The 19,313-nt window shown below is 64.8% G+C and carries 20 protein-coding genes; 11 read left to right on the forward strand and 9 right to left on the reverse strand.

Annotated elements, in window-relative coordinates; all coding sequences use genetic code 11:
* Window positions 1-45: 45 nt before the first annotated feature.
* Window positions 46-1,989, forward strand: a complete 1,944-nt coding sequence (locus AXW84_RS10430; protein ID WP_068232421.1) for a KUP/HAK/KT family potassium transporter — start codon at window positions 46-48, stop codon at window positions 1,987-1,989.
* A gap of 85 nt (window positions 1,990-2,074) precedes the next feature.
* On the opposite strand, the gene AXW84_RS10435 is transcribed toward AXW84_RS10430, so the two are convergent.
* Window positions 2,075-3,889 (reverse strand): M61 family metallopeptidase, encoded by a 1,815-nt coding sequence (locus AXW84_RS10435; RefSeq protein WP_236943300.1) that lies wholly within the window; start codon window positions 3,887-3,889, stop codon window positions 2,075-2,077.
* A 120-nt stretch (window positions 3,890-4,009) separates the two neighbouring features.
* Here AXW84_RS10435 and AXW84_RS10440 point away from each other — a divergent pair, with 120 nt between their 5' ends.
* The 3 genes from AXW84_RS10440 (at window position 4,010) to AXW84_RS10450 (ending at window position 6,428) form a co-directional block, all read left to right on the forward strand.
* Window positions 4,010-4,561, forward strand: a complete 552-nt coding sequence (locus tag AXW84_RS10440; RefSeq protein WP_068232424.1) for a C40 family peptidase — start codon at window positions 4,010-4,012, stop codon at window positions 4,559-4,561.
* Window positions 4,562-5,193: 632 nt separating this feature from the next.
* A complete protein-coding gene (locus tag AXW84_RS10445; protein WP_068232427.1) occupies window positions 5,194-5,634 on the forward strand; it encodes a DUF2147 domain-containing protein in 441 nt (146 codons plus the stop codon).
* A 173-nt stretch (window positions 5,635-5,807) separates the two neighbouring features.
* Window positions 5,808-6,428, forward strand: a complete 621-nt coding sequence (locus tag AXW84_RS10450; RefSeq protein WP_068232430.1) for a hypothetical protein — start codon at window positions 5,808-5,810, stop codon at window positions 6,426-6,428.
* Between the two features lie 22 nt (window positions 6,429-6,450).
* On the opposite strand, the gene AXW84_RS10455 is transcribed toward AXW84_RS10450, so the two are convergent.
* Window positions 6,451-8,505, reverse strand: a complete 2,055-nt coding sequence (locus AXW84_RS10455; RefSeq protein WP_068232432.1) for a M1 family aminopeptidase — start codon at window positions 8,503-8,505, stop codon at window positions 6,451-6,453.
* Between the two features lie 266 nt (window positions 8,506-8,771).
* On the opposite strand from AXW84_RS10455, the gene AXW84_RS10460 reads away from it, so the two are divergent.
* The 3 genes from AXW84_RS10460 to AXW84_RS10470 all read left to right on the forward strand — a co-directional run bounded on the left by AXW84_RS10460 (window position 8,772) and on the right by AXW84_RS10470 (window position 11,174).
* Window positions 8,772-9,938 carry an L-dopachrome tautomerase-related protein gene (locus AXW84_RS10460; RefSeq protein ID WP_068232435.1) on the forward strand — a complete coding sequence of 389 codons (1,167 nt, stop codon included), beginning with the start codon at window positions 8,772-8,774 and terminating at the stop codon, window positions 9,936-9,938.
* A 422-nt stretch (window positions 9,939-10,360) separates the two neighbouring features.
* Window positions 10,361-10,999, forward strand: a complete 639-nt coding sequence (locus AXW84_RS10465) for an SMP-30/gluconolactonase/LRE family protein (protein ID WP_068232438.1) — start codon at window positions 10,361-10,363, stop codon at window positions 10,997-10,999.
* Window positions 10,971-11,174: a hypothetical protein gene (locus AXW84_RS10470; protein WP_157886937.1), complete on the forward strand. Its 204-nt coding sequence runs from the start codon at window positions 10,971-10,973 to the stop codon at window positions 11,172-11,174. Before AXW84_RS10465 ends, AXW84_RS10470 begins: the two co-directional genes overlap by 29 nt.
* A 417-nt stretch (window positions 11,175-11,591) precedes the next feature.
* Here AXW84_RS10470 and AXW84_RS10475 read toward each other — a convergent pair whose 3' ends face one another.
* The 5 genes from AXW84_RS10475 to AXW84_RS10495 all read right to left on the reverse strand — a co-directional run bounded on the left by AXW84_RS10475 (window position 11,592) and on the right by AXW84_RS10495 (window position 14,687).
* Entirely contained in the window at window positions 11,592-12,236 is a 645-nt protein-coding gene (locus AXW84_RS10475) for a cytochrome c oxidase subunit 3 (RefSeq protein WP_068232444.1), read from the reverse strand.
* Between the two features lie 76 nt (window positions 12,237-12,312).
* The gene (locus AXW84_RS10480) at window positions 12,313-12,657 is read right to left on the reverse strand and encodes a hypothetical protein (RefSeq protein WP_157886938.1); all 345 of its coding nucleotides are present in this window, start codon (window positions 12,655-12,657) and stop codon (window positions 12,313-12,315) included.
* Window positions 12,650-12,904, reverse strand: a complete 255-nt coding sequence (locus tag AXW84_RS10485; RefSeq protein ID WP_068232449.1) for a hypothetical protein — start codon at window positions 12,902-12,904, stop codon at window positions 12,650-12,652. The genes AXW84_RS10480 and AXW84_RS10485 overlap by 8 nt, the downstream gene beginning before the upstream one ends.
* Before the next feature lie 112 nt (window positions 12,905-13,016).
* Window positions 13,017-13,292, reverse strand: coding sequence for a hypothetical protein (locus tag AXW84_RS10490; protein ID WP_068232452.1), 276 nt, complete (start codon window positions 13,290-13,292; stop codon window positions 13,017-13,019).
* A 75-nt stretch (window positions 13,293-13,367) separates the two neighbouring features.
* Window positions 13,368-14,687, reverse strand: a complete 1,320-nt coding sequence (locus tag AXW84_RS10495; RefSeq protein WP_157886939.1) for a M23 family metallopeptidase — start codon at window positions 14,685-14,687, stop codon at window positions 13,368-13,370.
* Between the two features lie 141 nt (window positions 14,688-14,828).
* On the opposite strand from AXW84_RS10495, the gene AXW84_RS10500 reads away from it, so the two are divergent.
* The 3 genes from AXW84_RS10500 to AXW84_RS10510 all read left to right on the forward strand — a co-directional run bounded on the left by AXW84_RS10500 (window position 14,829) and on the right by AXW84_RS10510 (window position 16,966).
* On the forward strand, window positions 14,829-15,680 hold the full coding sequence (locus AXW84_RS10500; RefSeq protein WP_068232458.1) for a hydroxymethylglutaryl-CoA lyase: 852 nt from the start codon (window positions 14,829-14,831) through the stop codon (window positions 15,678-15,680).
* Between the two features lie 117 nt (window positions 15,681-15,797).
* Complete coding sequence (locus AXW84_RS10505) at window positions 15,798-16,175, forward strand: hypothetical protein (RefSeq protein WP_157886940.1); 378 nt, start codon at window positions 15,798-15,800, stop codon at window positions 16,173-16,175.
* A gap of 35 nt (window positions 16,176-16,210) precedes the next feature.
* Window positions 16,211-16,966, forward strand: coding sequence for a (Fe-S)-binding protein (locus AXW84_RS10510; protein WP_068232464.1), 756 nt, complete (start codon window positions 16,211-16,213; stop codon window positions 16,964-16,966).
* On the opposite strand, the gene AXW84_RS26520 is transcribed toward AXW84_RS10510, so the two are convergent.
* The gene (locus AXW84_RS26520) at window positions 16,923-17,129 is read right to left on the reverse strand and encodes a hypothetical protein (protein WP_071891188.1); all 207 of its coding nucleotides are present in this window, start codon (window positions 17,127-17,129) and stop codon (window positions 16,923-16,925) included. The genes AXW84_RS10510 and AXW84_RS26520 overlap by 44 nt on opposite strands.
* A 259-nt stretch (window positions 17,130-17,388) precedes the next feature.
* Window positions 17,389-18,255, reverse strand: coding sequence for a 4-hydroxy-tetrahydrodipicolinate synthase (gene dapA, locus AXW84_RS10515; RefSeq protein WP_068232467.1), 867 nt, complete (start codon window positions 18,253-18,255; stop codon window positions 17,389-17,391).
* A gap of 68 nt (window positions 18,256-18,323) precedes the next feature.
* Here dapA and AXW84_RS10520 point away from each other — a divergent pair, with 68 nt between their 5' ends.
* A complete protein-coding gene (locus AXW84_RS10520) occupies window positions 18,324-19,262 on the forward strand; it encodes a polysaccharide deacetylase family protein (RefSeq protein ID WP_082773821.1) in 939 nt (312 codons plus the stop codon).
* Window positions 19,263-19,313 lie beyond the last annotated feature (51 nt).

Genomic DNA, 19,313 nt, shown 5'->3' on the forward strand with positions numbered 1-19,313 from the left:
TTGTCGCTTTACATCCTTCGCATTCCGAGACTTCTACCCGTTTTTATGGACTCCAAACACTCGCACACCGCCATTTCCGGGGCGGGGCTGCTCATTGCGCTGGGCATCATCTACGGCGACATCGGTACCTCGCCGCTGTACGTGATGAAGGCCATCGTGCCGGCCCTGATCGAGCCGCGCCTGGTGCTGGGCGGCATTTCGTGCGTTATCTGGACGCTTACGCTCCAAACTACCATCAAGTACGTGCTGCTCACGCTGAACGCAGACAACAACGGCGAGGGGGGCATTTTCTCACTGTACGCGCTGGTGCGCCGGCGCGGGGCCTGGCTCTCGGCGGTGGCCATCATCGGGGGCTCGGCCCTACTGGCCGACGGCGTGATTACGCCGCCCATTTCGGTGGCTTCGGCCATTGAGGGCCTCAAGCAAGTGTACCCTGGCCTGACGCAGAGCGTGATTGTGTACATCGTCATCGGCATCATCGCGGGGCTGTTTCTCTTGCAAAGCTTTGGTACCCAAATTGTAGGCAAGGCTTTCGGGCCCATCATGTTCTTGTGGTTCACGATGCTGGGCGTGCTCGGCGCCAGCTGGATTGTGCAGGACCCGGCCATCCTGAAGGCCATCAACCCCTACTACGCCTACGACCTGCTGGTGAATTACCCCGGCGGGTTTTGGCTGCTGGGGGCCGTGTTTTTGTGCACCACCGGGGCCGAGGCATTGTACTCGGACCTGGGCCACTGCGGCAAGGGCAACATCCGCATCAGCTGGACGTTTGTAAAATCTACCTTGCTGCTCAACTATTTGGGCCAGGGGGCCTGGCTGCTTTCGCACCAGGGCCAGCAACTCGGCGGCCGCAACCCTTTCTATGAGCTGATGCCGCCGTGGTTTCTGCTTATCGGCATCGGCATTGCCACAGTGGCGGCCATTATTGCTTCCCAGGCCCTCATCACGGGTTCGTTCACGCTCGTGGCCGAGGCCATTCGCCTCAACATGTGGCCCAAGGTGAAGCTCAACTACCCCACCGATGTAAAGGGCCAGCTCTTCGTGCCCAGCATGAACCGGCTGTTACTAATCGGCTGCATTGGGGTGGTGCTCTTCTTCCGCGAAAGCTCGAACATGGAGGCCGCCTACGGCCTGGCCATCACCCTTACCATGCTGATGACGACGGTGCTGCTGACCATGTGGCTGCGGATGAAGCGCGTGGCCAAGCCCATGATTGTGCTATTTGCCCTGGTATACGGCCTCATCGAGGGCTCGTTTTTGGTGGCCAACCTGGTGAAGTTTCCGCACGGCGGCTGGGTGTCACTGGCCATCGGGGCCACGCTCATGGGCGTGATGTACGTGTGGCTCAAGGCCTATTACATCAAGCGCCGCCTCACCGACTTTGTGAAACTGGAGCCGTATGTGGAGGGCCTCAAGCGCCTGAGCGATGATGAGAGCATCCCAAAATACTCCACCCACTTAGTATTCCTGACCGGGGCCGAGCGCAGCTCGGAAATCGAGCAGAAGATTATTTATTCCATCTTCCAGAAGCGCCCCAAGCGGGCCGACATTTACTGGTTCATCCACGTGGAGACGACCGATGAGCCGTACACGATGGAGTACAAGGTGACCGAAGTTGCGCCCGACGACGTGTTCCGCATCAACTTCCGCCTGGGCTTCCGGGTGCAGCAGCGCATCAACCTGTACTTCCGCAAGGTGGTGGAAGACCTCGTGCGCAACAAGGAAGTGGACATCACCTCCCGCTACGAATCGCTGAGCCAGCGCCACATCACCGGCGACTTCCGCTTCGTGGTGCTGGAGAAATTCCTGAGCGTGGAAAACGACTTCCCCACCCAGGAAAAGCTCGTCATGCAGGCCTACTTCTACATCAAGCAGTTCATCGCCTCCGAAGACCAGTACTTCGGCCTCGACACTTCCTCAGTAAAGGTTGAAAAAGTGCCCCTCGTCATCGCCCCGCCCCGCGAAGTAGCCCTGACGCGCATCCGCTGACCAAGCTTGAGATAAACGAAACAGGGCCCCGGCGCAATTGCGCCGGGGCCCTGTTTCGTTTATCTCAAGCTTGTAATCCAGCTTGCTACTTGCCCAACCACTTGGCCAGCACCTTTTGCTGGGTGGCGGTGGGGCTGGGCAGCGGCTCGATTTTGAAGCGCTGGTCGGGGTCGGTGCGGTAGGTCAGGGTGAGTTCGCGCGGGAGGCCGTCGCGGCGCACTTGCAGCTTGAGGGGGGCCCCCACGGCCCCGCCTTGCAGGGCCTTGGCCGACTCTTCGCCGGGCGCGGTGCCGTTGATGAGCAATACCTCATCGTTCACGTTCAGGCCGTCGGTCCAGGCCGCGCCGTCGCGCTCCACGCCCGTGACGAGCAGGCGGCCGGTGCGGTTCGAGAACGTGGCGCCCGCCGAGCCGTTGGGGTTGGCCGGCGCGCTGCTAAAGCCCAGGCCCGCGTAGCCGAAAGCCGTGGCGTAGTCCACGGTTTTGGTGCCGTACACGCTCTGCTTAAAGAAATCGTCGAAGCGCCGGCCCGCCACCGTGGCCACCGCGTCCTGATACTCCTGGTCGGTGAAGCCGCGGCCCAGCTTTTTGTAGTACGTGTCGTAAAGCAGCCGGAAAACGTCGTCGAGGTGCTTCTGGCCCTGGGTGGCGTTGATGATCATCAGGTCGAGCACCAGGCCGATGGTTTCGCCCTTGTCGTAGTAGCTGATGCCCGTGTTGGGCGAGTTTTCGTTGGGCCGGTAGTACTTGATCCAGGCGTCGAAGCTGGCCTCGGACGCCGATTGGACCTTGTTGCCGGGCGTGTTTTCGACGGTGCCGATGGTGCTGGCCAGGTGGTCGAGGTAGCCTTGCTGGTCGTAGTAGCCGGTGCGCTCGTTGATGAGGTTGGCGAAGTACTCGGTCATGCCTTCGCTCACCCACAGCATGTGCGTGTAGTTTTCCTTGTCGTAGTCGAAGGGCCCCAGGGCCACCGGCCGGATGCGCTTCACGTTCCAGAGGTGGAAGTACTCGTGGGCCGCCAGCCGCAGAAAGCCCTTGTAGCCGGCCTCCGTGTTGTAGGCCGTGCGGCTCACCTCCAAAGTGGTGGAGTACAGGTGCTCCAGGCCCCCACCGCCGCGCTCCAGGTTATGCACGATGAAGAGGTAATGGTCCAAGGGGTTCTGGCCCACCACGGCCTGCGCGCCCTCGCAAATCTTTTGCATGTCGGCCAGCAGGCGGTTCTCGTCCACCTGGTAGGTGCCGTACATGGCCACTTGGTGCACCGTACCGTTGGCCGTGAATTGCAGCAGTTTCTGGTTGCCAATCTCAATCGGCGAATCGGCCAGCTCGTCGTAGCTAGCGGCTTTGTAGGTGAACTTGGCGCTGCCCGGGGCCGCGCGCAAGGCCGTGCTCACCTGGGCCCAGCCGGCGGCCGGCTGCACCGTCACGGTGCTCGCCAAGCCCTTATTCAGGGCCGGGTACACGAACACGCTGCTGCCGTTGAGGTAGCCGTGGTCGGCGTCGAGGAAGCTCGTGCGCACGCTCAGCTCGAAGGCGTACACGCGGTACGCCACCTTGAAATCGGCCTGCTTGGGGTGGCGCACGCGCCAGGTGTTCTTGTCGATTTTCTCCACCGCCAGCGCCTGGCCGTTGGCGCCGGTGGCCCGGAAGCCCTCCACGTTTTTGGCGTATTCGCGCACCAGGTACGAGCCCGGGGCCCACACCGGCATTTTCACGTCGGTGTAGTCCTGGGCGAAGCCGCTCAGGGCCACGCCCACTTCAAAGTAGTGGGTTTGGGGCGCGGGCATGGCCAGCGTGTAGCGCAGCGTGGGCGCAGCGGCCAGCGGACGGGCACCGGCGGGCGCGGCCAGCAGGGCCCCGGCGGCCAGGCCACCCAGCAGGCAGAAGAAATTGGGCATCATCAAAAGAAAAGGGGGTAAAAAGCCAAACCGCAAAGTAAGCCCCCCGGCGCGCCACCAACCTAGCAACCCCCGGCTGCGTTTAGCCCGCCAGGGCCCCCAACTGCCCCGCCCCTTTTGCCCATGCGTATTATCTGGTTGATTTTTATTGGGCTGGCCATGGCCATTGTCGGGCTATTAGCCCGGCCCGAACCTGGGGCTCCGGCGCGGCCCACCCCGGCCGTAGCCCCAGTTGCGCCCGCACCAGTGCCTCCCGCCGGGGCCCCCACAAGCCAGGCCAACAGCGTGGTGGCCTTCGCCCTGCGGCAGCTGGGGGCCCCGTACCGCTACGCCGGCACGAGCCCCACCACGGGCTTCGACTGCTCGGGCTTCGTGCAGTACGTGTACGGGCACTTCGGCGTAGACGTGCCCCACGCCACGGCTTTGCTCATCAGCGCGGGACGGCCGGTGCCCCGCGCCACTGCGCGCCCCGGCGACTTGGTAGTATTTGCCGGCACGGCGCCGGGCAGCACCACGGCCGGCCACGCGGGCATCGTGGTATCGGCGGCGGGCGCGGTGCCGGTGCGCTTCGTGCACGCTTCCTCGGCGCGGCGCGAGTCGGGGGTGAAGGTCAGCGCCATCGAGGGCACGGGCTACGAAACCCGGTTTTTGCAGGTGCGGCGGGTGCTGGACTAACGCCCCCGCGGCCTTTTGCTGGGGCCCTAAAAAAGCGATGCCCGGTTCGCCAACGAGTGGCAAACCGGGCATCTAATCCTTCAAATCTTACCAAACGGCGCAGCTGGGGTACAGCTCCGGCGTCTTTAACAGTAAGACCTGGGCCAACGTAGGTCCGCGCTAAAGGTTAGCGTGGCCCCGCATAGCTGTTATCTAAGCGCGCACGGCGGTGATGCGTACGACATTGGACAGGCTTGGCAGGATTTGGTTGGGACTACTAGACATTTTGTACCTCCTTTCTTTACGTTCCACATAGCCCCGCCTGCGCGGCCCAGCACATTAGGGTTGCTTGGGCGGGGTCGTAGCACTCGCTACTGGGTGTCAAAGTTAGAAGCCTAAAGTAAGGTTCAAAATTATTGGGGCCTTTTTATCGGAAAAGGGCGAATTTGGGAGGTGGCAGGCTGATTTTCAGTCTCATTAATTTTGCCTGGGTGGGACAAAGTTTTCGGTTGGGCACTGGCCACTCACTTTGGCTGCAAACTTGCGTTGGCGGGCCTGGAGGCCAGCATTCGGCGGGCCCAAGTATTTGGCTTACCTTTTCCCCGGCTTTTTACAATTCACTACTACTTCATCAAATTTTCCTTTCCCCACCCATGAAAAAACTGCTCTTCCTGTTGGTTGTGCTGGCGCTGGCTGGCAGCCGCTTCGCCTCGGCCCAAACCATGAGCCCGCTGGGCGTGTGGACCAACGCCGAGAAAAAAGCCACGTTTGAGATTTACAAGTGCGGCGACAAGCTGTGCGGCAAAATCGTGACCCTGACCATCCCCAACGACCCGGCCACGGGCAAGCCCAAGACCGATTCACAAAACCCTGACCCTAAGCTCCGCAGCCGCCCGCGCCTGGGTTTGGTGTTCATGCAGGGCTTCAAATACGACGACGATAACAAGTGGGACGACGGCAAGATTTACGACCCGGAAACCGGCAAAACCTATTCGTGCTACATGAAAATGGAGAACGCCAATGCCATGGAGGTGAAGGGCTACATCGGCTTTTCGCTCATTGGAAAATCGCAAGCCTGGACGCGCGTGAAGTAAGCTATTTCCCATAAAAAAGCCAGCTTCTGCCCGGAAGCTGGCTTTTTTATGCCCGCCGCGGCGCCCAAAAGCCAGAAAAATATTAAAACTATTTGAAAACGCTGGGGGTTGCACTCCACTGTACCTTCTTATATTATATATTATACCCGTCCGTGCGGTCTTTCTTGCGCTCTTTGTTTTCGTCTGCCCCGTCTGCCGCTACCGGCGAGTGGCAGCCGTTTGCCCTCACGGCCGCGCAGGCCGCCCGGCACGCGCAGTGGGTAGATGGCCGCATCTACCGCAACTGGTTGGGGCCCTACTTCAAGGCCTACCACCTGCACCGCGGCGGCGCCGGCCGGCGCCACGGCTTGCGGGCCGAGCCGCTGCGCGAGGCAGGCCGCCAAGGCACCATGCTGTTTTACGACGACGAGGACTTCGGGGGGCCCGGCAACTTCCGGCACTTTTACGAGTACTTGGGCGAGCAGATGGTGGCCCTGGGCTACCACCGCGCCTGCGCCGACGAGTGCACCCGCCGCCACGAAAGCCTGCGCGAGCACACCTTTAAGCAGCTGTTTAAGCCGCCGCCCACCGACTGCCCCGACAGCGGGCAATGCAACCAGCGCTACGGCCTGGTCACGCTCGATTTAGTGAGCCTCAACGGCCAGCCCTTGTTCATTCGCGTGGCCACCAACCCCGTGTTGGGGCCCGACTTTACACCCGCCACGCCGTTTGAGGACTTGCTGCGCACAGTGTTCGACGCGCCACTGCCGACCCCCGAAGAGCGGGAAAAACGCCTGGCGTACATAACCTTGTAACTCACTGGGGCCCCGGGCGAACCTACTCGCGGGCGAAGCGTGCCTGGCCTAGTACTGCGCCGCTGCTACCGGTGAGGCGCAGCAGGTACAGGCCCGGCGCCAGGGCTTGGGTGACTACCTGGGCCCCGGTGGCCGGCACGGCCTGCACCGCCACGCGGCGGCCGGTGGCATCGAATACCTCGGCCGTGGCGGGGCCCGGCAGGGCGGGCAAGTGCAGCACCTCGTGGCACGGGTTGGGGAAGGCGCCGAGCGTGGGCCCGGCCGGGGCCCTGGCGCTCAACACCAACGAAGCGTCGGTGCCACTAGAATTGGCCAGCAGCAACAGGGCCCCGTCGGGATTGGCAGCGATGCTCACCACTTGGCGGGCGCCCACGGGCACGTCGAAGGCGTCGTCGGCTTGCGACAGGCGGCGGCGCAGGCGCTGCGAGGTGCCGTCGGTGAAGACGAGCAAGTAGTCCACGTCAAGGTCGAAGAACGGCGTGGCGGCGGGCTGCGACACGGTTTCGCGGGTGCGCACGGTGGCGGTGCTGCCCAGCTGGTACCAGCGCACGGCCAGCGAGGGGTAGCCCTGGCCCCGCACCCACTGCTGGAAAAAGTAGCCCAGTGGCCGCCCCGCCTCGGCCTCGAACACGGCCTGCAAATCGGCGGTGCGGGCCGTGCCGCCGGCAAAGCGCCGCTGGTAGGTTTGCAGGGCCCGGAAGAACTTGGCGTCGTCGTTCAGCAGGTTGCGCAGCATATGAATGACCAGGGCCCCCTTCTTGTAGCTCAGGTCGTAGCTGAAGATGCGGGCCACGTCGGTGGTGTCGGGCACCAGCACGCTGCCGGGGTTGCGCAGGGCGTAGCCCCGGGCCTGGTTGAGCCAGTTGGCGGGGTCGGCGGGCTGGCCAAAGGCTTGGTAGGAAAGGTATTCGCCGTACGACGCAAAGCCCTCGTTGAGCCAGATATCGGCCCAGCTGGCGCAGGTCACGTTGTCGCCAAACCACTGGTGGAACAGCTCGTGGGCCGTCAGCACGAAGTCGAAGCCGTCCTGGGTGGTCATCGTTTGGTGCTCCATGCCGCCGCCAAGGGGGGCCATGCTGTGCCCGTACTTCTCGGTGGCAAACGGGTAGGGCCCCACCAGCCGGGCGTAGTTTTCGATAAAGCCCGGCGTGCGGTCGATTTCGGCGCGGTAGAAGTTGAGGGCCGCCTGGTCGTACACGTAGTTCACGATGGGCACGCGGGGCCCCCCGGCGGGGCTGGCGTAGTTCACGTATTCGAGGTACGGGGCCACGGCCACCGAAATGAGGTAGTAGGCAATGGGTTGGCGCGATTTCCACTCGTAGCGCGCCCGGTTGCCGGGCAGCGGCACGGTGCGGGCCAGCACGCCGTTCGAGCCCACTTTGTTGGGCAGCGTGGTCGTCACCCACACGTCCGACGAGTCGGCCTTGTCCGTCAGCACCGGCTTGCACGGAAACCACTCGGGGGCCGCAAACGGCTCCGAGAGCGACCACAGCACCTGGTAGGGGTGCCGGGCCCCGGCGTAAGTCACGGCGTCGGCGCGGTCGAGGCCGTTGCCGATGGCGGCCGAACCCCCGCCGGCGTCGTGCGGGGCCGTGCCGTGGTAGTAGATGCGGGCGTCGGCCAGGGCCCCGGCCGGGGCGGGTGCGGCCAGGGCGGCGGTGGCCTCCGGGCCGGCGCGGCGCACCGCCGGGGCCCGGCGGCCGTTCACCACTACCGAATCGATGCGCAGCGTGGCCGCGCCGGCGGGGGCCCCGGCCGGCGCCTGGTACAGGTCGAAGGCCAATGAGTCGAGCGCCCGGGGCCCCACGCGCACGCGCAGCCAAGCCATGCCGGCCACGTCGCGCGAGGTGGGCTCCAGGGCCAGGTCGAGCTTGTAGTATGTTACGTCGTAGCGGGCCAGTTGGGCGCGGTGGCCCGCCGAGGCCGTAACCGCCAGCGTGCCCAGGCCCGTGCGCAAGCGCGCCGCGGCGCAGGCCCGCCCGCCGTCGGCCGGGCTGGGGCCGGGTTGCGCCCAGGCAGCTGGGGCCCCCAGCCAGCCAGCAAGAATGAGTAACCAGCGCCAGCGCAGCATGTTCATGGTCTTAAAATGGGTAGGGAGCAGGCCGTGCGGCCCGCGTGAGAGGTGCTGGAAAGATACGGCCGGGGGCCCAGCAAATGACCGCCGGCAAGGGCGAGCGGAAACCCGCGTGGCGGCTTGGGCAAAGGCGCAAAATAATCCCTTTTAAATGCCTTGTATTCTAATTATTTAGTTGGGTGCAAAGCCGAGATTGGGGCCCCAGCGGGGCAACGCCGCGCGCGGCGGGCCGTTGAAATGGAACATTCGCTTATTTTTTCCGCTTCCTCATGCCCTTCTCCCTTACCCGCGCCGCATTGCTGGCGGCTCTCCTGCCCGCCACCGCAGCCTTTGCCCAACAAGAAGTTCCCCCCGCCCGCACCCGGCCCCTCGGAGCCATCGAAACCACTCGCCAAGGCATTAAGCCGGTGCAAGTGGCGGCGTTTCCCGACCAGCGCGTGACCGGCGTCACGGTGTCGCGCCAGGGCCGCATCTTCGTCAACTTCCCCCTTTGGGAAGACGGGCACCGCGAGTCAGTGGCCGAAATTGTGCCCGGCCAGGCCCCGCGCCCCTACCCCGACGCCGCCTGGAATGCCGCCGTGACCGATCCCAAGGCCTCCGCCTCGCCCGCTGAGCGTTTCGTGTGCGTGCAGAGCGTGGTGGTGGACGACCAGGACCGGCTGTGGGTGCTCGACCCGGCCTCGCCCAAGTTCACGGGCGTGGTGCCCGGCGGGGCCAAGCTGGTGCAGTTCGACCTGGCCACCAACAAGCCCGTGCGCACCATCCTGTTCCCCGACAACGTGGCGCCATCGAAGAGCTACCTCAACGACGTGCGTTTTGATACCAAGCGCAACTTTGCTTACATCACCGACTCGGGCACCGGGGCCCTGGTGGTGCTCGATTTGAAAACCGGCAAGGCCCGCCGCGTGCTCGAAAACCACCCCTCGGTGCACCCCGAGCCGGGCTTTGACTTGGCCGTGAACGGCTACGTGCTGCGCGAGCCCGACGGCAAAAGGCCCAACTTCCAAGCCGACGGCATCGAGCTGAGCGCCGACGGCAACACGCTGTACTACACCGCGCTGATGGGCCGCACCATGTACCGCATTGGCACCGAGTTCCTGCGCAACGCCGCCCTAAGCCCGGCCCAATTGGCCACACACGTCGAGAAATTTGCCGTACCCAGCGCTTCCGACGGCTACGGCCGCGACGCGGCCGGCAACCTCTACACCTCGGGCATCGAGAACAACAGCATCCACCGCGTGACGCCCAATGGCCAGGTCTCCACCATTGCCCAGGGCCCCGAAATCTCGTGGCCCGACACGTTCGGCTACGGCCCCAACAACACGCTGTACTTCACCACCTCGCAAATCCAGACCCAGGACAAGTACCACGGCGGCAAAAGCACCCGCACCCAGCCCTACGCCCTGTGGAAGCTGGACCTGAACCAAGCCAAGTAACCAACATACTTGTTCCTGAATTAGAAAAAGAACGTCAGGCAGCGCGTAGCGAAGCATCTTTCCCAAGTAACCAATCCTGATTACTAGCGCAGAACAGGTACTTCGCTACGCGCTGCCTGACGTTCTTTTTTTGGACGGATCTTTATTCGGAGAAAACTCATAGGCCGTGGCGCGGCCTTCGTAGTCCGCATCGCTCGCTCCGTCCTACCGACTACCGTGCAGCGACGCGAACTACAGACTTCGGGCTGCTGCTCACTGAAAAGCCCCGCTGGCAGCTCCAGCGGGGCTTTTTTGGATCCGGCTGATCCAGCTGGCACGAGAGTCATAATTCTGTACGGCTACCAAAACAAGTTGCACGTATTCGGGTTGGCACATCATTAAGCTCATCAATCCTTCACGTTTATTTCGACGCTTGCTCCCGCTTGGGGCCCCAACCGCCGGCAGGTGCCACTGCCCTTGTGCTGGGCGGCCTGCTGGCGGTTTCCTGCTCCAAAGACGACAACGACGCGGCCCCGTTCGCGCCGGCCGCCGTCACGTTTTCTGCCGCCGGCCTCTTCCCCGAGGGCGTGCAGTACGACGCCAAAAACAGCGCCTTCCTGGTCAGCTCCCTCAGCACTGGCAACATCGGGCGGGTGAAGGACGATGGTACTTGCACGGTGCTGGCCCAGGGCAGCACCGCGGGCATCGTATCGGCGGTGGGCCTCAACCTCGACGACAGCCGCAACCGCGTGCTGGTCGCCTCGTCCAACAGCATGGCCCGCGACCGGGCGAAACTCGTGAGCCTCAACCGCGACAACGGCACGGTCAATTTCAACGTGGACTTGGGCGCCCTGCGCAGTTCGCCCAACCACTTCGCCAACGACGTGGCCGTGGACGGCCAGGGGAACGCCTACGTGACGGACAGCTTCGCGCCGGTCATCTACAAAGTGGACGCCCAGGGCGTGGCCACCGTGTTTCTGGACAACGCGCAGCTAGCGGGTGCTACGGGCGCGTTTGGCCTAAACGGCATCGTGTTTCATGCCGGTGCGGGCAGTGGATACCTATCTAGTGGCCAAAACTGACAACGGCACGTTATTCAAGGTGCCCATCAGCGCGCCGGCCACCTTCACCACCGTCGCCACCACCGGCCTCAACTTGGTGGGCGCCGACGGCATGCTGCTCCAAGACGACAATACGCTGCAAGTGGTGGCAGGTAGCCAGAGCCGCGTGTACCGCCTCACCAGCAGCAATAACTGAACCTCGGCCACGCTCTCGGGCACCTTCGCCACCACGGGCCAAGGCCCCACCACCATCACCCGCCGCAGCGGCGCCGACAGCTACGTGCTGTACGCCAACCTGGGCGCGATGGCCGTGCCGCCGGCCACATTCACCATCGGCAAAGTCACTTTCTAAAGCCCCTCACGCCGTTCTTAGTCGTGCCGAAACGGAGTACCACTCCGTCTTACAAGAGAGGCGGTTCCGCAATGGGACCGCCTTTTTTACAGTTTAGCGCAGCCGGCCACCGCAATGGCAATGCCGGTTTACGGTTGCGGCCGGCACTTGCGCCTGCCTTGCTCGCCTGACTTCGGCCACAAAAAAAGCTCCCTGCTGGCAGGAAGCTTTTTTTGTGACAATTAATTCCTAATCAGTTACTTAAAGCAAGGTATAACCAACTTAGTAAAACATCAGGAAGATGCCGAACAGCGCCACCCATAGCACGTCGATGAAGTGCCAGTAGGTGCACAGGGCCCGCAGCTGGCGGCGGTAGTAGGGGTTGCGGATGAACACGAGGTGGCGCACGGCGTCGCGGTCGGCGTGCAGCACGCGCAGCGCCAACGACAGCAGGTACAGCATGCCGCCGAGCAAGTGGGCCACGTGCAGGGCCGAGATAAAGTAGATAAACGTGCCGCTGGACTCGCCCTTGAACGGCAAGAACGGCAGCAGCTCGCGCCAGCCCAGCACCTGCAAGCCGGTGAAAATGCTGCCCAGCAGCAGCGTGGCCAGCAGGCACCGGCCGAGGGTGGCCAAATCGTCGCGGGCGTAGAGGCGCGGGGCCTGCGCCACCACGTAGCTGCTCACCAGCAGCACGATGGTGCTCAGGGAGAAAAAGCGCGGGAACGGGTGCGGGCTCGTGGGGGCCCCATTGGCGAGGCGGGCGCTGATGTAGAGCGCCGCCAGGATGGCAAACATCACGGTGATGGCCACCAGCCCCAGGTACAGGGCCACGAGCAGCGGCGGCAGCCGCTCGATGCGGGCAAACGCTGAAACGGGGGCCCCGGCCCGCACCTGGTTGTTGGAAGTATTGTCGGAATTCCTCATGAACGGAGACGAGCGAAACGGCACAGCGTCAGCAGTAAAACCAATTTGGGGCCCTTTGGTTTCACCCCGGCCGGGGCTAGCGAAAAAATGAGCCCAACTTCCCCAGCACCGCGCTAAGCGTAATTTTTGGACCGTTGCGGTCAGGCAAGCCAAAGGTGACGTATGTTTTACCCCCCACCCGCAGGTCGAGCACCAAGCCCAGTTGCCGGCCCAGGTCGTGGAGCTGCTGCAAGGGGTCGGGGCCGCTGCCTTTGGGCGGCTTGGGGGCCCCGGGCGGGCGCGGGGGGCCCGCCGTTAGCTCGTCGAGCACCTGCTGGCTGGGCACGTTCAAAATCAGGTACGTACCGGAGCCGGCCAGCTGCAGGGGCTGGCCATTCCAGGTGAGGACCAATTGGGCCTCTACTTCGAGGCCACTAGCCAAGGGGCTGGGGGTGGCCGCTGGGCGCGGGCGGGTCGATGCGCAAGGTGGGGGCCGGCTGGGGAGCGGGAGCGGCCTCGCCCTTGGTGCGGATGCGCAGCGAGCCGTTGAGGCGGTAGGTGCCGGCCGTGCCGTTGGGGTGGGGCACTTGCAGCTCCACTTGGTCGAAGGCCAGGTTCAGCTCGACGCCGCCGGAAAGTTTGGACAGCAGCGATGCCGCCGTGTCGGCCCAGGAAGGGGAATCAGCCATGGTTTGGGGGAGAGTTAAGGAGTAGAAGGTGAGCGCAAAGTACCGCGCTTCGCAGCCAAACGCAAGCTATTGGGTGAGGTTGCCCGGTTTAATAAGGGAACCACAAAGTAGGCTATTTGGCAAATTCGGAACCAACAATCTTTCCAGTCGCGGGGTCGAGTGTACAGAGAAAGCAGTCCCAAGTAGAAACCCGAATCATTTTACGACCTCCCACAAAGCCAGTAAAAAAATCTCCTGAATGCCGCTCTTCCGCTATCCATAAGCGCCCACCATCTAGCCCGTAAGCGTAGAGATTAAGGGTTGGCACCTCGCGAGAAAACTCCATCCAGTTATAAATAACCAGAAGTACCTCCTCGAACTGCTGTGTTTCGAGCACTTTGAATTCCATGCGCCAGGGCCATTACTGAACCCAAGTTTACGGCAATAAAGTCGGCTGACTTAGCCCTCTTCCGGTTGCTACTGCTCAAATCCGGGCCCAGCCCAGGGCCCCGGCGGGGCCCCGCAGCAGGCTAAAGCCGTCCGCTTCCCCCAGCACGGCCACCGGGGTGCGGGCCGGCCAGGCAGCCACGGGCACCGCGGCGGGCTGTGCGGCTACTTCGGTGGCGCCGGGCAGCAGCAGGCGGCGCAGTGGCGCGGCCTCGGCCGGGCGCACGGCGGCGGCGGGCACGTAGCCCGGCCGGCCGGCGGCGGTGCGCACCCGTAGCAGGCCCCCCTGCTGGCCCAGCACCAAAAGCGGCGTTTGGGCAGGCAGGCGCGGGCCCCTGGCTGTGGCGCCGGCCGTGGCGGCCAGGGGCCCGGCGGCGCGCAGGCGCACCCAAGCGCCGCGCAGGTCGGGGCCGGTGGGCGGGGCAGCAGCAGGGCTGGCGCGGCGCACAAAGGGGAGCGGATCGACGGCGCCGCGGCCGGCGCGGTAGATGCCAAAGTGCAGGTGCGGGGCCGTGGTGCGGGCGTTGCCGGTGTTGCCCACCAAGCCCAGGGTATCGCCGGGGCGCACGTGCTGGCCGGGCGTCACCAGCTGGCGGTCGAGGTGGGCGTAGTAGAGGTGCTCGTCGGTGCCGTCGGCGCTCAGCCACACTACATTGCCGCCCAGGCGGGTATTGCCCAGGCGCGTGACGGTGCCGGCCGCGGCGGCCACGGCGGGCGTGCCGCGGGGCGCAAAAATGTCGATGCCCTCGTGGCGGCGGGCCCCGCCGTCGCGGGCCACGCCCCAGAAGCTGCCGATGGCCGCGTCGGCCCGGCCCCGCACCGGGAAGGTGCCCAGGCTGGGCTCGCGGGTGAGGCGCAGGGTGTAGCGGCCGGCGGCCAGCAGCTCGGGCTGCACGCGCAGCAGGTGCTGGCCGCTGGCGTCGGCGCGGTAGCGGAAGTCGAGGGCGGCGGTGTCGGCGCTGGCCAGCGGCGCGGGGGCCCCGCCGGGGCCCACCTCAAAAGCATCGACAAACACGCGGGCCGTGCTGCCGGGGGCCAGCTCCAGGCGCACGCGCACCTGCTCGCCGGCCTGCACAGCAAAGCGGTAGCCGGCCGCCGCGGGCTGGCCGGGCAGGAAATACCCGGTTTCGGTGAAGGGCAGCGCCACCACCAGCGAGTCGCGCAGGGCGCGGTCGGCGGCGGCCAGCCAGGCCCGGCCGGCGGGGCCCCGGTCGAGGCCGGCCTGGCGCAAGCGGTGGGCGTAGGCCTCGTGCGGGGTGCGCTGCTGGAACAGCGCCTGCAAAGTTTGCTGCTTGCTGCACGCGCCCAACAGCAGCGCGGGCAGCCAAATAAGAAGGAAAAGGGGGCGGGAAAACAACTGGCGACGGGGCCGGGCAGCGGGGTAGTTCGTCCAAAAAAGCATCCCCCGCAACGCCGCCCGCACCGGGCAAGTTCGCCGGGGCCCCGGCCGCGGGCCGCTACCTTTGGGGCCCCACCTACCCGCTCTTCTTTGCCGTTTATGAAGCTCATCGAATGCCCCCGCGACGCCATGCAGGGCCTCCCAACTTTCGTCCCCACCGCCACCAAAACCGCTTACCTCAACGCCCTGCTGCGCGTGGGCTTCGACACGCTCGACTTCGGCTCGTTTGTCTCGCCGAAGGCCATTCCGCAGCTGCGCGACACGGCCGAAGTGCTGGCCGGGCTGGATTTGGGCGCCACGAAAACCAAGCTACTGGCCATCGTGGCCAACCGCCGCGGGGCCGAAACCGCCGTCCAGCACCCCGAAATCCACTACTTGGGCTTCCCGCTCTCGGTGTCGGAAACCTTTCAGCAGCGCAACACCAACCAAACCCGCGCCGGGGCCCTGGCCGACGTGGCCGCGATGCAGGAGTTGTGCACGCAGGCCGGCAAAACGCTGGTTGTATACCTGTCGATGGGCTTCGGCAACCCCTACGGCGACGCGTGGAGCCCGGCGCTGGTGGTGGATTTCACGGCGCAGCTGGCGGCGCTGGGCGTGCGCATCGTGGCGCCGTCCGACACGGTGGGCGTGGGCACGGCGGCCACCGTGGGGGCCCTGTTCGCGGAGCTGATTCCGGCCTTCCCGGGCATCGAGTTTGGGGCCCACCTGCACACGCTGCCCACCGCCTGGCGCGCCAACGTGGCCGCCGCCTACCAGGCAGGCTGCCGCCGCTTCGACGGGGCCCTGGGCGGCTTTGGTGGCTGCCCCATGGCCGCCGACGACCTGACAGGCAACGTGGCCACGGAGCACCTCATTGGCTTTTTGACGGAGCAAGGCGAGCCGCTGGGGTTAGACCTGGGGGCCCTGCAAGAAGCGCAGGCGCTGAGCACGGCGGTGTTTGGGGGTCATTAATTCGGTCTTTCTTCCGAAGCATTGGCAGTGGCGTGGGCGCTGCGGGTCTGCGCGTTGCATGATTGCAACCAAGCCGGCTAGCCGCGGCTCTACTCACCGGACCTTCACTTTTGCCGCATGAGAACCGTCGCCGCTCACTGCTTATTAAGCGCTTTGCTACTGGCCGCCAGCGGCTGCAAAAAGGACCAGGACGCCCAGGGGCCCTATGGCACCTGCGCCCCGCAAACCCAATCCGTGAAGTCCGCAACTGACGTCGAGGGCACTGTCCAATTCGACACTGCGGTGCAGCAATACGTCATCTACCGGGCCGTGCCGGGCACCTACGACTCGATGGACATCGGCGTGGTGTGCAGCACGCTGCCCGCCGATTTGCAAGTGGCCAACGCGCCGGTGCGTTTCAGCGGCACGTACCGCGACTACGGCAACGCGCCCCAGGCGGGCCCCGCCGGCCGGACGTATTATTACCTGGAGCTAACCAAAGTAACGGCCCGCTGAATGGGCGGCTGGCCGGGCCCGCTTACTTTTGCTTTATGCCCACGCCTGCGCCCATTGTCGATATTTTCGTGCCCTGTTTTGTTGACCAGCTCTACCCGGCTACGGCCCTGAGCATGGTCAAAATCCTGGAGGCCGTGGGCTGCCAGGTGCACTACAACCCGGCCCAGACTTGCTGCGGCCAGCCTGCCTACAACGCCGGCCACCTGGGCCCCGCTCGCGCCGTGGCCGCCAAGTTTATCGAAGATTTCACGCCCGCGCCCGCCGCCCCGGGGCCCCGCTACGTGGTCAGCCCCTCGGCCTCGTGCATCGGCATGGTGCGCAACAGCTTCACCGAGCTATTTGCCGGCCAGCCCGAGGCCGCCGCCTGCCGCCCCGTGCAGGCCCGCGCCTACGAGCTGACCGAGTTTTTGGTGGACGTGCTGGGCGTCACGGCCATTCCGGGGGCCCAGCTGGCGGGCGCCTACACCTACCACGATTCGTGCTCGGGGCTGCGGGAGTGCGGCATCGGCCCGGGGCCCCGGCAGCTGCTCGACGGTGTGACGGGCCTCACGCGCCGCGAAATGGCCGAAACCAGTACCTGCTGCGGCTTCGGCGGCACGTTCGCCGTCAAGTTCCAGGCCATTTCGGTGGCCATGGCCCAGCAGAAAGTCGAGCACGCCCTCGACACTGGCGCCGACTACATCATCAGCACCGACGTGAGCTGCCTCATGCACCTCGAAGCCTACATCAAGAAGGAAAAGTTGCCCCTCAAGTGCCTGCACATCGCCGATGTGCTGGCCAGCGGCTGGTAATTTGTAACGCAGAGGCCACGAGTCCGCGTGGTTGAATGGGTTGCGGCGTCGGGGCCCGCCAACGGGCAGCCAAGCCGGTGGGCACCACCCGCCCGGGGTTGGCCGTGAGCGTGCCCGCCAGCGTGGCCAGCAGGGCGCTTTTGCCCGCCCCGCTGGGACCCACCAGCGCCCAACGCTGGCCAGGCCCTGGGCCAGGTTGAGGCCAGTGAGCAGCGGCACTGGGATTCAGTTGACAGTTATCAGATAACAGTTATCAGTTAGGCCGTCATGCTGAGCGTAACGAAGCGGAGTTGAAGCATCTCTACTGCGGCACTAATTCAATCGATTAGTTTAGTCAGCGGTAGAGCTGCCTCGACTACGCGGACGCTAGATAATCATGACGGCCTAACTGCTCACTGATAACAGTTATCAGATAACTGCCTCTACAGCAGCTTCTGGATGCGGTCTTGCAGGCCGGGGGTGGCTTCTACGAGGGGCAGGCGCACGGTGGGCTCGCACACGCCCAGGGCGGCCAAGGCGGCCTTCACGCCCACGGGGTTGCTCTCCTCGTACATCAGCGGGTTGAGGGGCAGCAGTTGGAACAGCAGGCGGCGGGCCAGGGCAAAGTCGCTGGCCAGGGCGGCGCGGGTCATGTCGGAAAAGCGGCGCGGCCAGGCGTTGGCCATCACCGAAATGGCACCCACGGCCCCGGCTGTGGCAATGAGCGCGGGCGTCATCATGTCGTCGCCGCTCAGCAGGGCAAAGCCCGCCGGCTTCAGGGCCCCGATGGCTAGGCATTGCTCCAAATTGCCGCTGGCCTCCTTGATGCCCACGATGTTGTGGTGGCGGGCCAGGCGCAGGGTGGTGTCGGCGCTGAGGTTGGAGCTGGTGCGGCCGGGCACATTGTAGAGCACCAGGGGCACCGGGCTGGCATCGGCCAAGTGCTGGTAATGCGCTACTAAGCCAGCCGGGCTGGGCTTGTTGTAGGCGGGGCTGGCCGAGAGCACGGCAAACACGCCCTGCAAATCGACGGTGCGGAACTGCTCGGCGACGGCAGCCGTGTCGTTGCCCCCGATGCCGTACATAATCGGCACGCGGCCCGCCACGTGGGCCTTGGCCGTGCGCAGCAGCTCGGCCCGCTCGGGGGCCGTCACGGTGGGCGACTCGCCGGTGGTGCCGTTGATGACGAGGTACTCCACGCCGCCTTCGAGGCAGTGGTCGAGCAAGCGGTGCCAAGCGGCGTAATCAATTGAAAAGTCCGCGGCAAAGGGCGTGACCAGCGCCACGCCGGTGCCGTGCAAAATATCCATGGGAGGGTAAAAATGAGGTAGCTTTACAGGCAAAAATACACGCCTTTCGCGCCCAGCGCTTCCGTTCCTTGCATTCTTCCGCTTACTTCCTACTGGCTACCCTGGCCCTGGCCTCGGCCTGCGAATCGAAAACCGCCACCACCGGCGAGGCCAACGTGGCCGCCAAGTCGGCCACCATTGCCGCCACCAACGCCGCGGGCGAAGCCCCCGCCGACGCCCCCACTTCGGGCGCGGCTGCCACCGCCACCGACGAGGCCAACGCCGCCCCGGCCCCCGCGCCCGGCACCATCCCGGCCGCCAAAGCCGCCGACGCGGCCGCCATTTACGCCCGGCCCCAGGTGCCCATTCTGTGCTACCACCAGATCCGGGACTGGACCGGCCGCGACTCGAAAGGCGCTAAGGACTACATCGTTCCGGTGGCGGCCTTCAAAGCGCACATCAAAATGCTGGCCGATTCGGGCTACCACACCGTCTCGCCCGACCAGCTCTACGCCTACCTCACCACCGGGGCCCGGCTGCCGGCCAAGCCCATTATGCTCACGTTCGACGACACGGACCTGGACCAGTTCACCGTTGCCCGGCCCACCCTGGCGCAGTACGGCTTCAAGGCCATGTACTTCGTGATGACCGTGAGCCTGGGCCGCCCCCACTACATGAGCAAGGCGCAGGTGAAGCAGCTCTCCGACGAGGGCAACGTCATCGGCTCGCACACCTGGGACCACCACAACGTGAAAAAATACCAGGGCCAGGACTGGGTGACGCAAATCGACAAGCCCACCAAAACGCTGGAAGAAATTACGGGCAAGAAAATAAATTACTTCGCCTACCCCTTCGGCCTCTGGAATACGCAGGCCTTCCCCGAGCTGAAGCAGCGCGGTTTTGTGGCCGCCTTCAGCTTGGCCGAAAAGCGCGACCAGCAGGACCCCCTCTTCACCATCCGTCGCATCATCGCCAGCGGCTACTGGAGCCCGCGCACGCTGCACAACAGCATCGTGCAGAGCTTTTAGCACGATTTTGTTAGGCGCGATAATAAAAACCGGCCCCGTTGGCCGGTTTTT

It is taken from the genome of Hymenobacter sp. PAMC 26628 (assembly GCF_001562275.1).
In the GTDB taxonomy this organism is placed as follows: Bacteria; Bacteroidota; Bacteroidia; order Cytophagales; family Hymenobacteraceae; genus Hymenobacter.

Excerpts from the sequence above, each read along its gene's own strand:
- AXW84_RS10500 (WP_068232458.1), top strand. The coding sequence starts at position 14,829 with ATGAAGCTCATCGAATGCCCCCGCGACGCCATGCAGGGCCTCCCAACT.
- AXW84_RS10445 (WP_068232427.1), top strand. The coding sequence starts at position 5,194 with ATGAAAAAACTGCTCTTCCTGTTGGTTGTGCTGGCGCTGGCTGGCAGC.
- AXW84_RS10490 (WP_068232452.1), bottom strand. The coding sequence starts at position 13,292 with ATGGAATTCAAAGTGCTCGAAACACAGCAGTTCGAGGAGGTACTTCTG.
- AXW84_RS10475 (WP_068232444.1), bottom strand. The coding sequence starts at position 12,236 with ATGAGGAATTCCGACAATACTTCCAACAACCAGGTGCGGGCCGGGGCC.
- AXW84_RS10440 (WP_068232424.1), top strand. The coding sequence starts at position 4,010 with ATGCGTATTATCTGGTTGATTTTTATTGGGCTGGCCATGGCCATTGTC.
- AXW84_RS10455 (WP_068232432.1), bottom strand. The coding sequence starts at position 8,505 with ATGAACATGCTGCGCTGGCGCTGGTTACTCATTCTTGCTGGCTGGCTG.
- AXW84_RS10435 (WP_236943300.1), bottom strand. The coding sequence starts at position 3,889 with ATGATGCCCAATTTCTTCTGCCTGCTGGGTGGCCTGGCCGCCGGGGCC.
- AXW84_RS10460 (WP_068232435.1), top strand. The coding sequence starts at position 8,772 with ATGCCCTTCTCCCTTACCCGCGCCGCATTGCTGGCGGCTCTCCTGCCC.
- dapA (WP_068232467.1), bottom strand. The coding sequence starts at position 18,255 with ATGGATATTTTGCACGGCACCGGCGTGGCGCTGGTCACGCCCTTTGCC.
- AXW84_RS10430 (WP_068232421.1), top strand. The coding sequence starts at position 46 with ATGGACTCCAAACACTCGCACACCGCCATTTCCGGGGCGGGGCTGCTC.
- AXW84_RS10505 (WP_157886940.1), top strand. The coding sequence starts at position 15,798 with ATGAGAACCGTCGCCGCTCACTGCTTATTAAGCGCTTTGCTACTGGCC.
- AXW84_RS10485 (WP_068232449.1), bottom strand. The coding sequence starts at position 12,904 with ATGGCTGATTCCCCTTCCTGGGCCGACACGGCGGCATCGCTGCTGTCC.
- AXW84_RS10510 (WP_068232464.1), top strand. The coding sequence starts at position 16,211 with ATGCCCACGCCTGCGCCCATTGTCGATATTTTCGTGCCCTGTTTTGTT.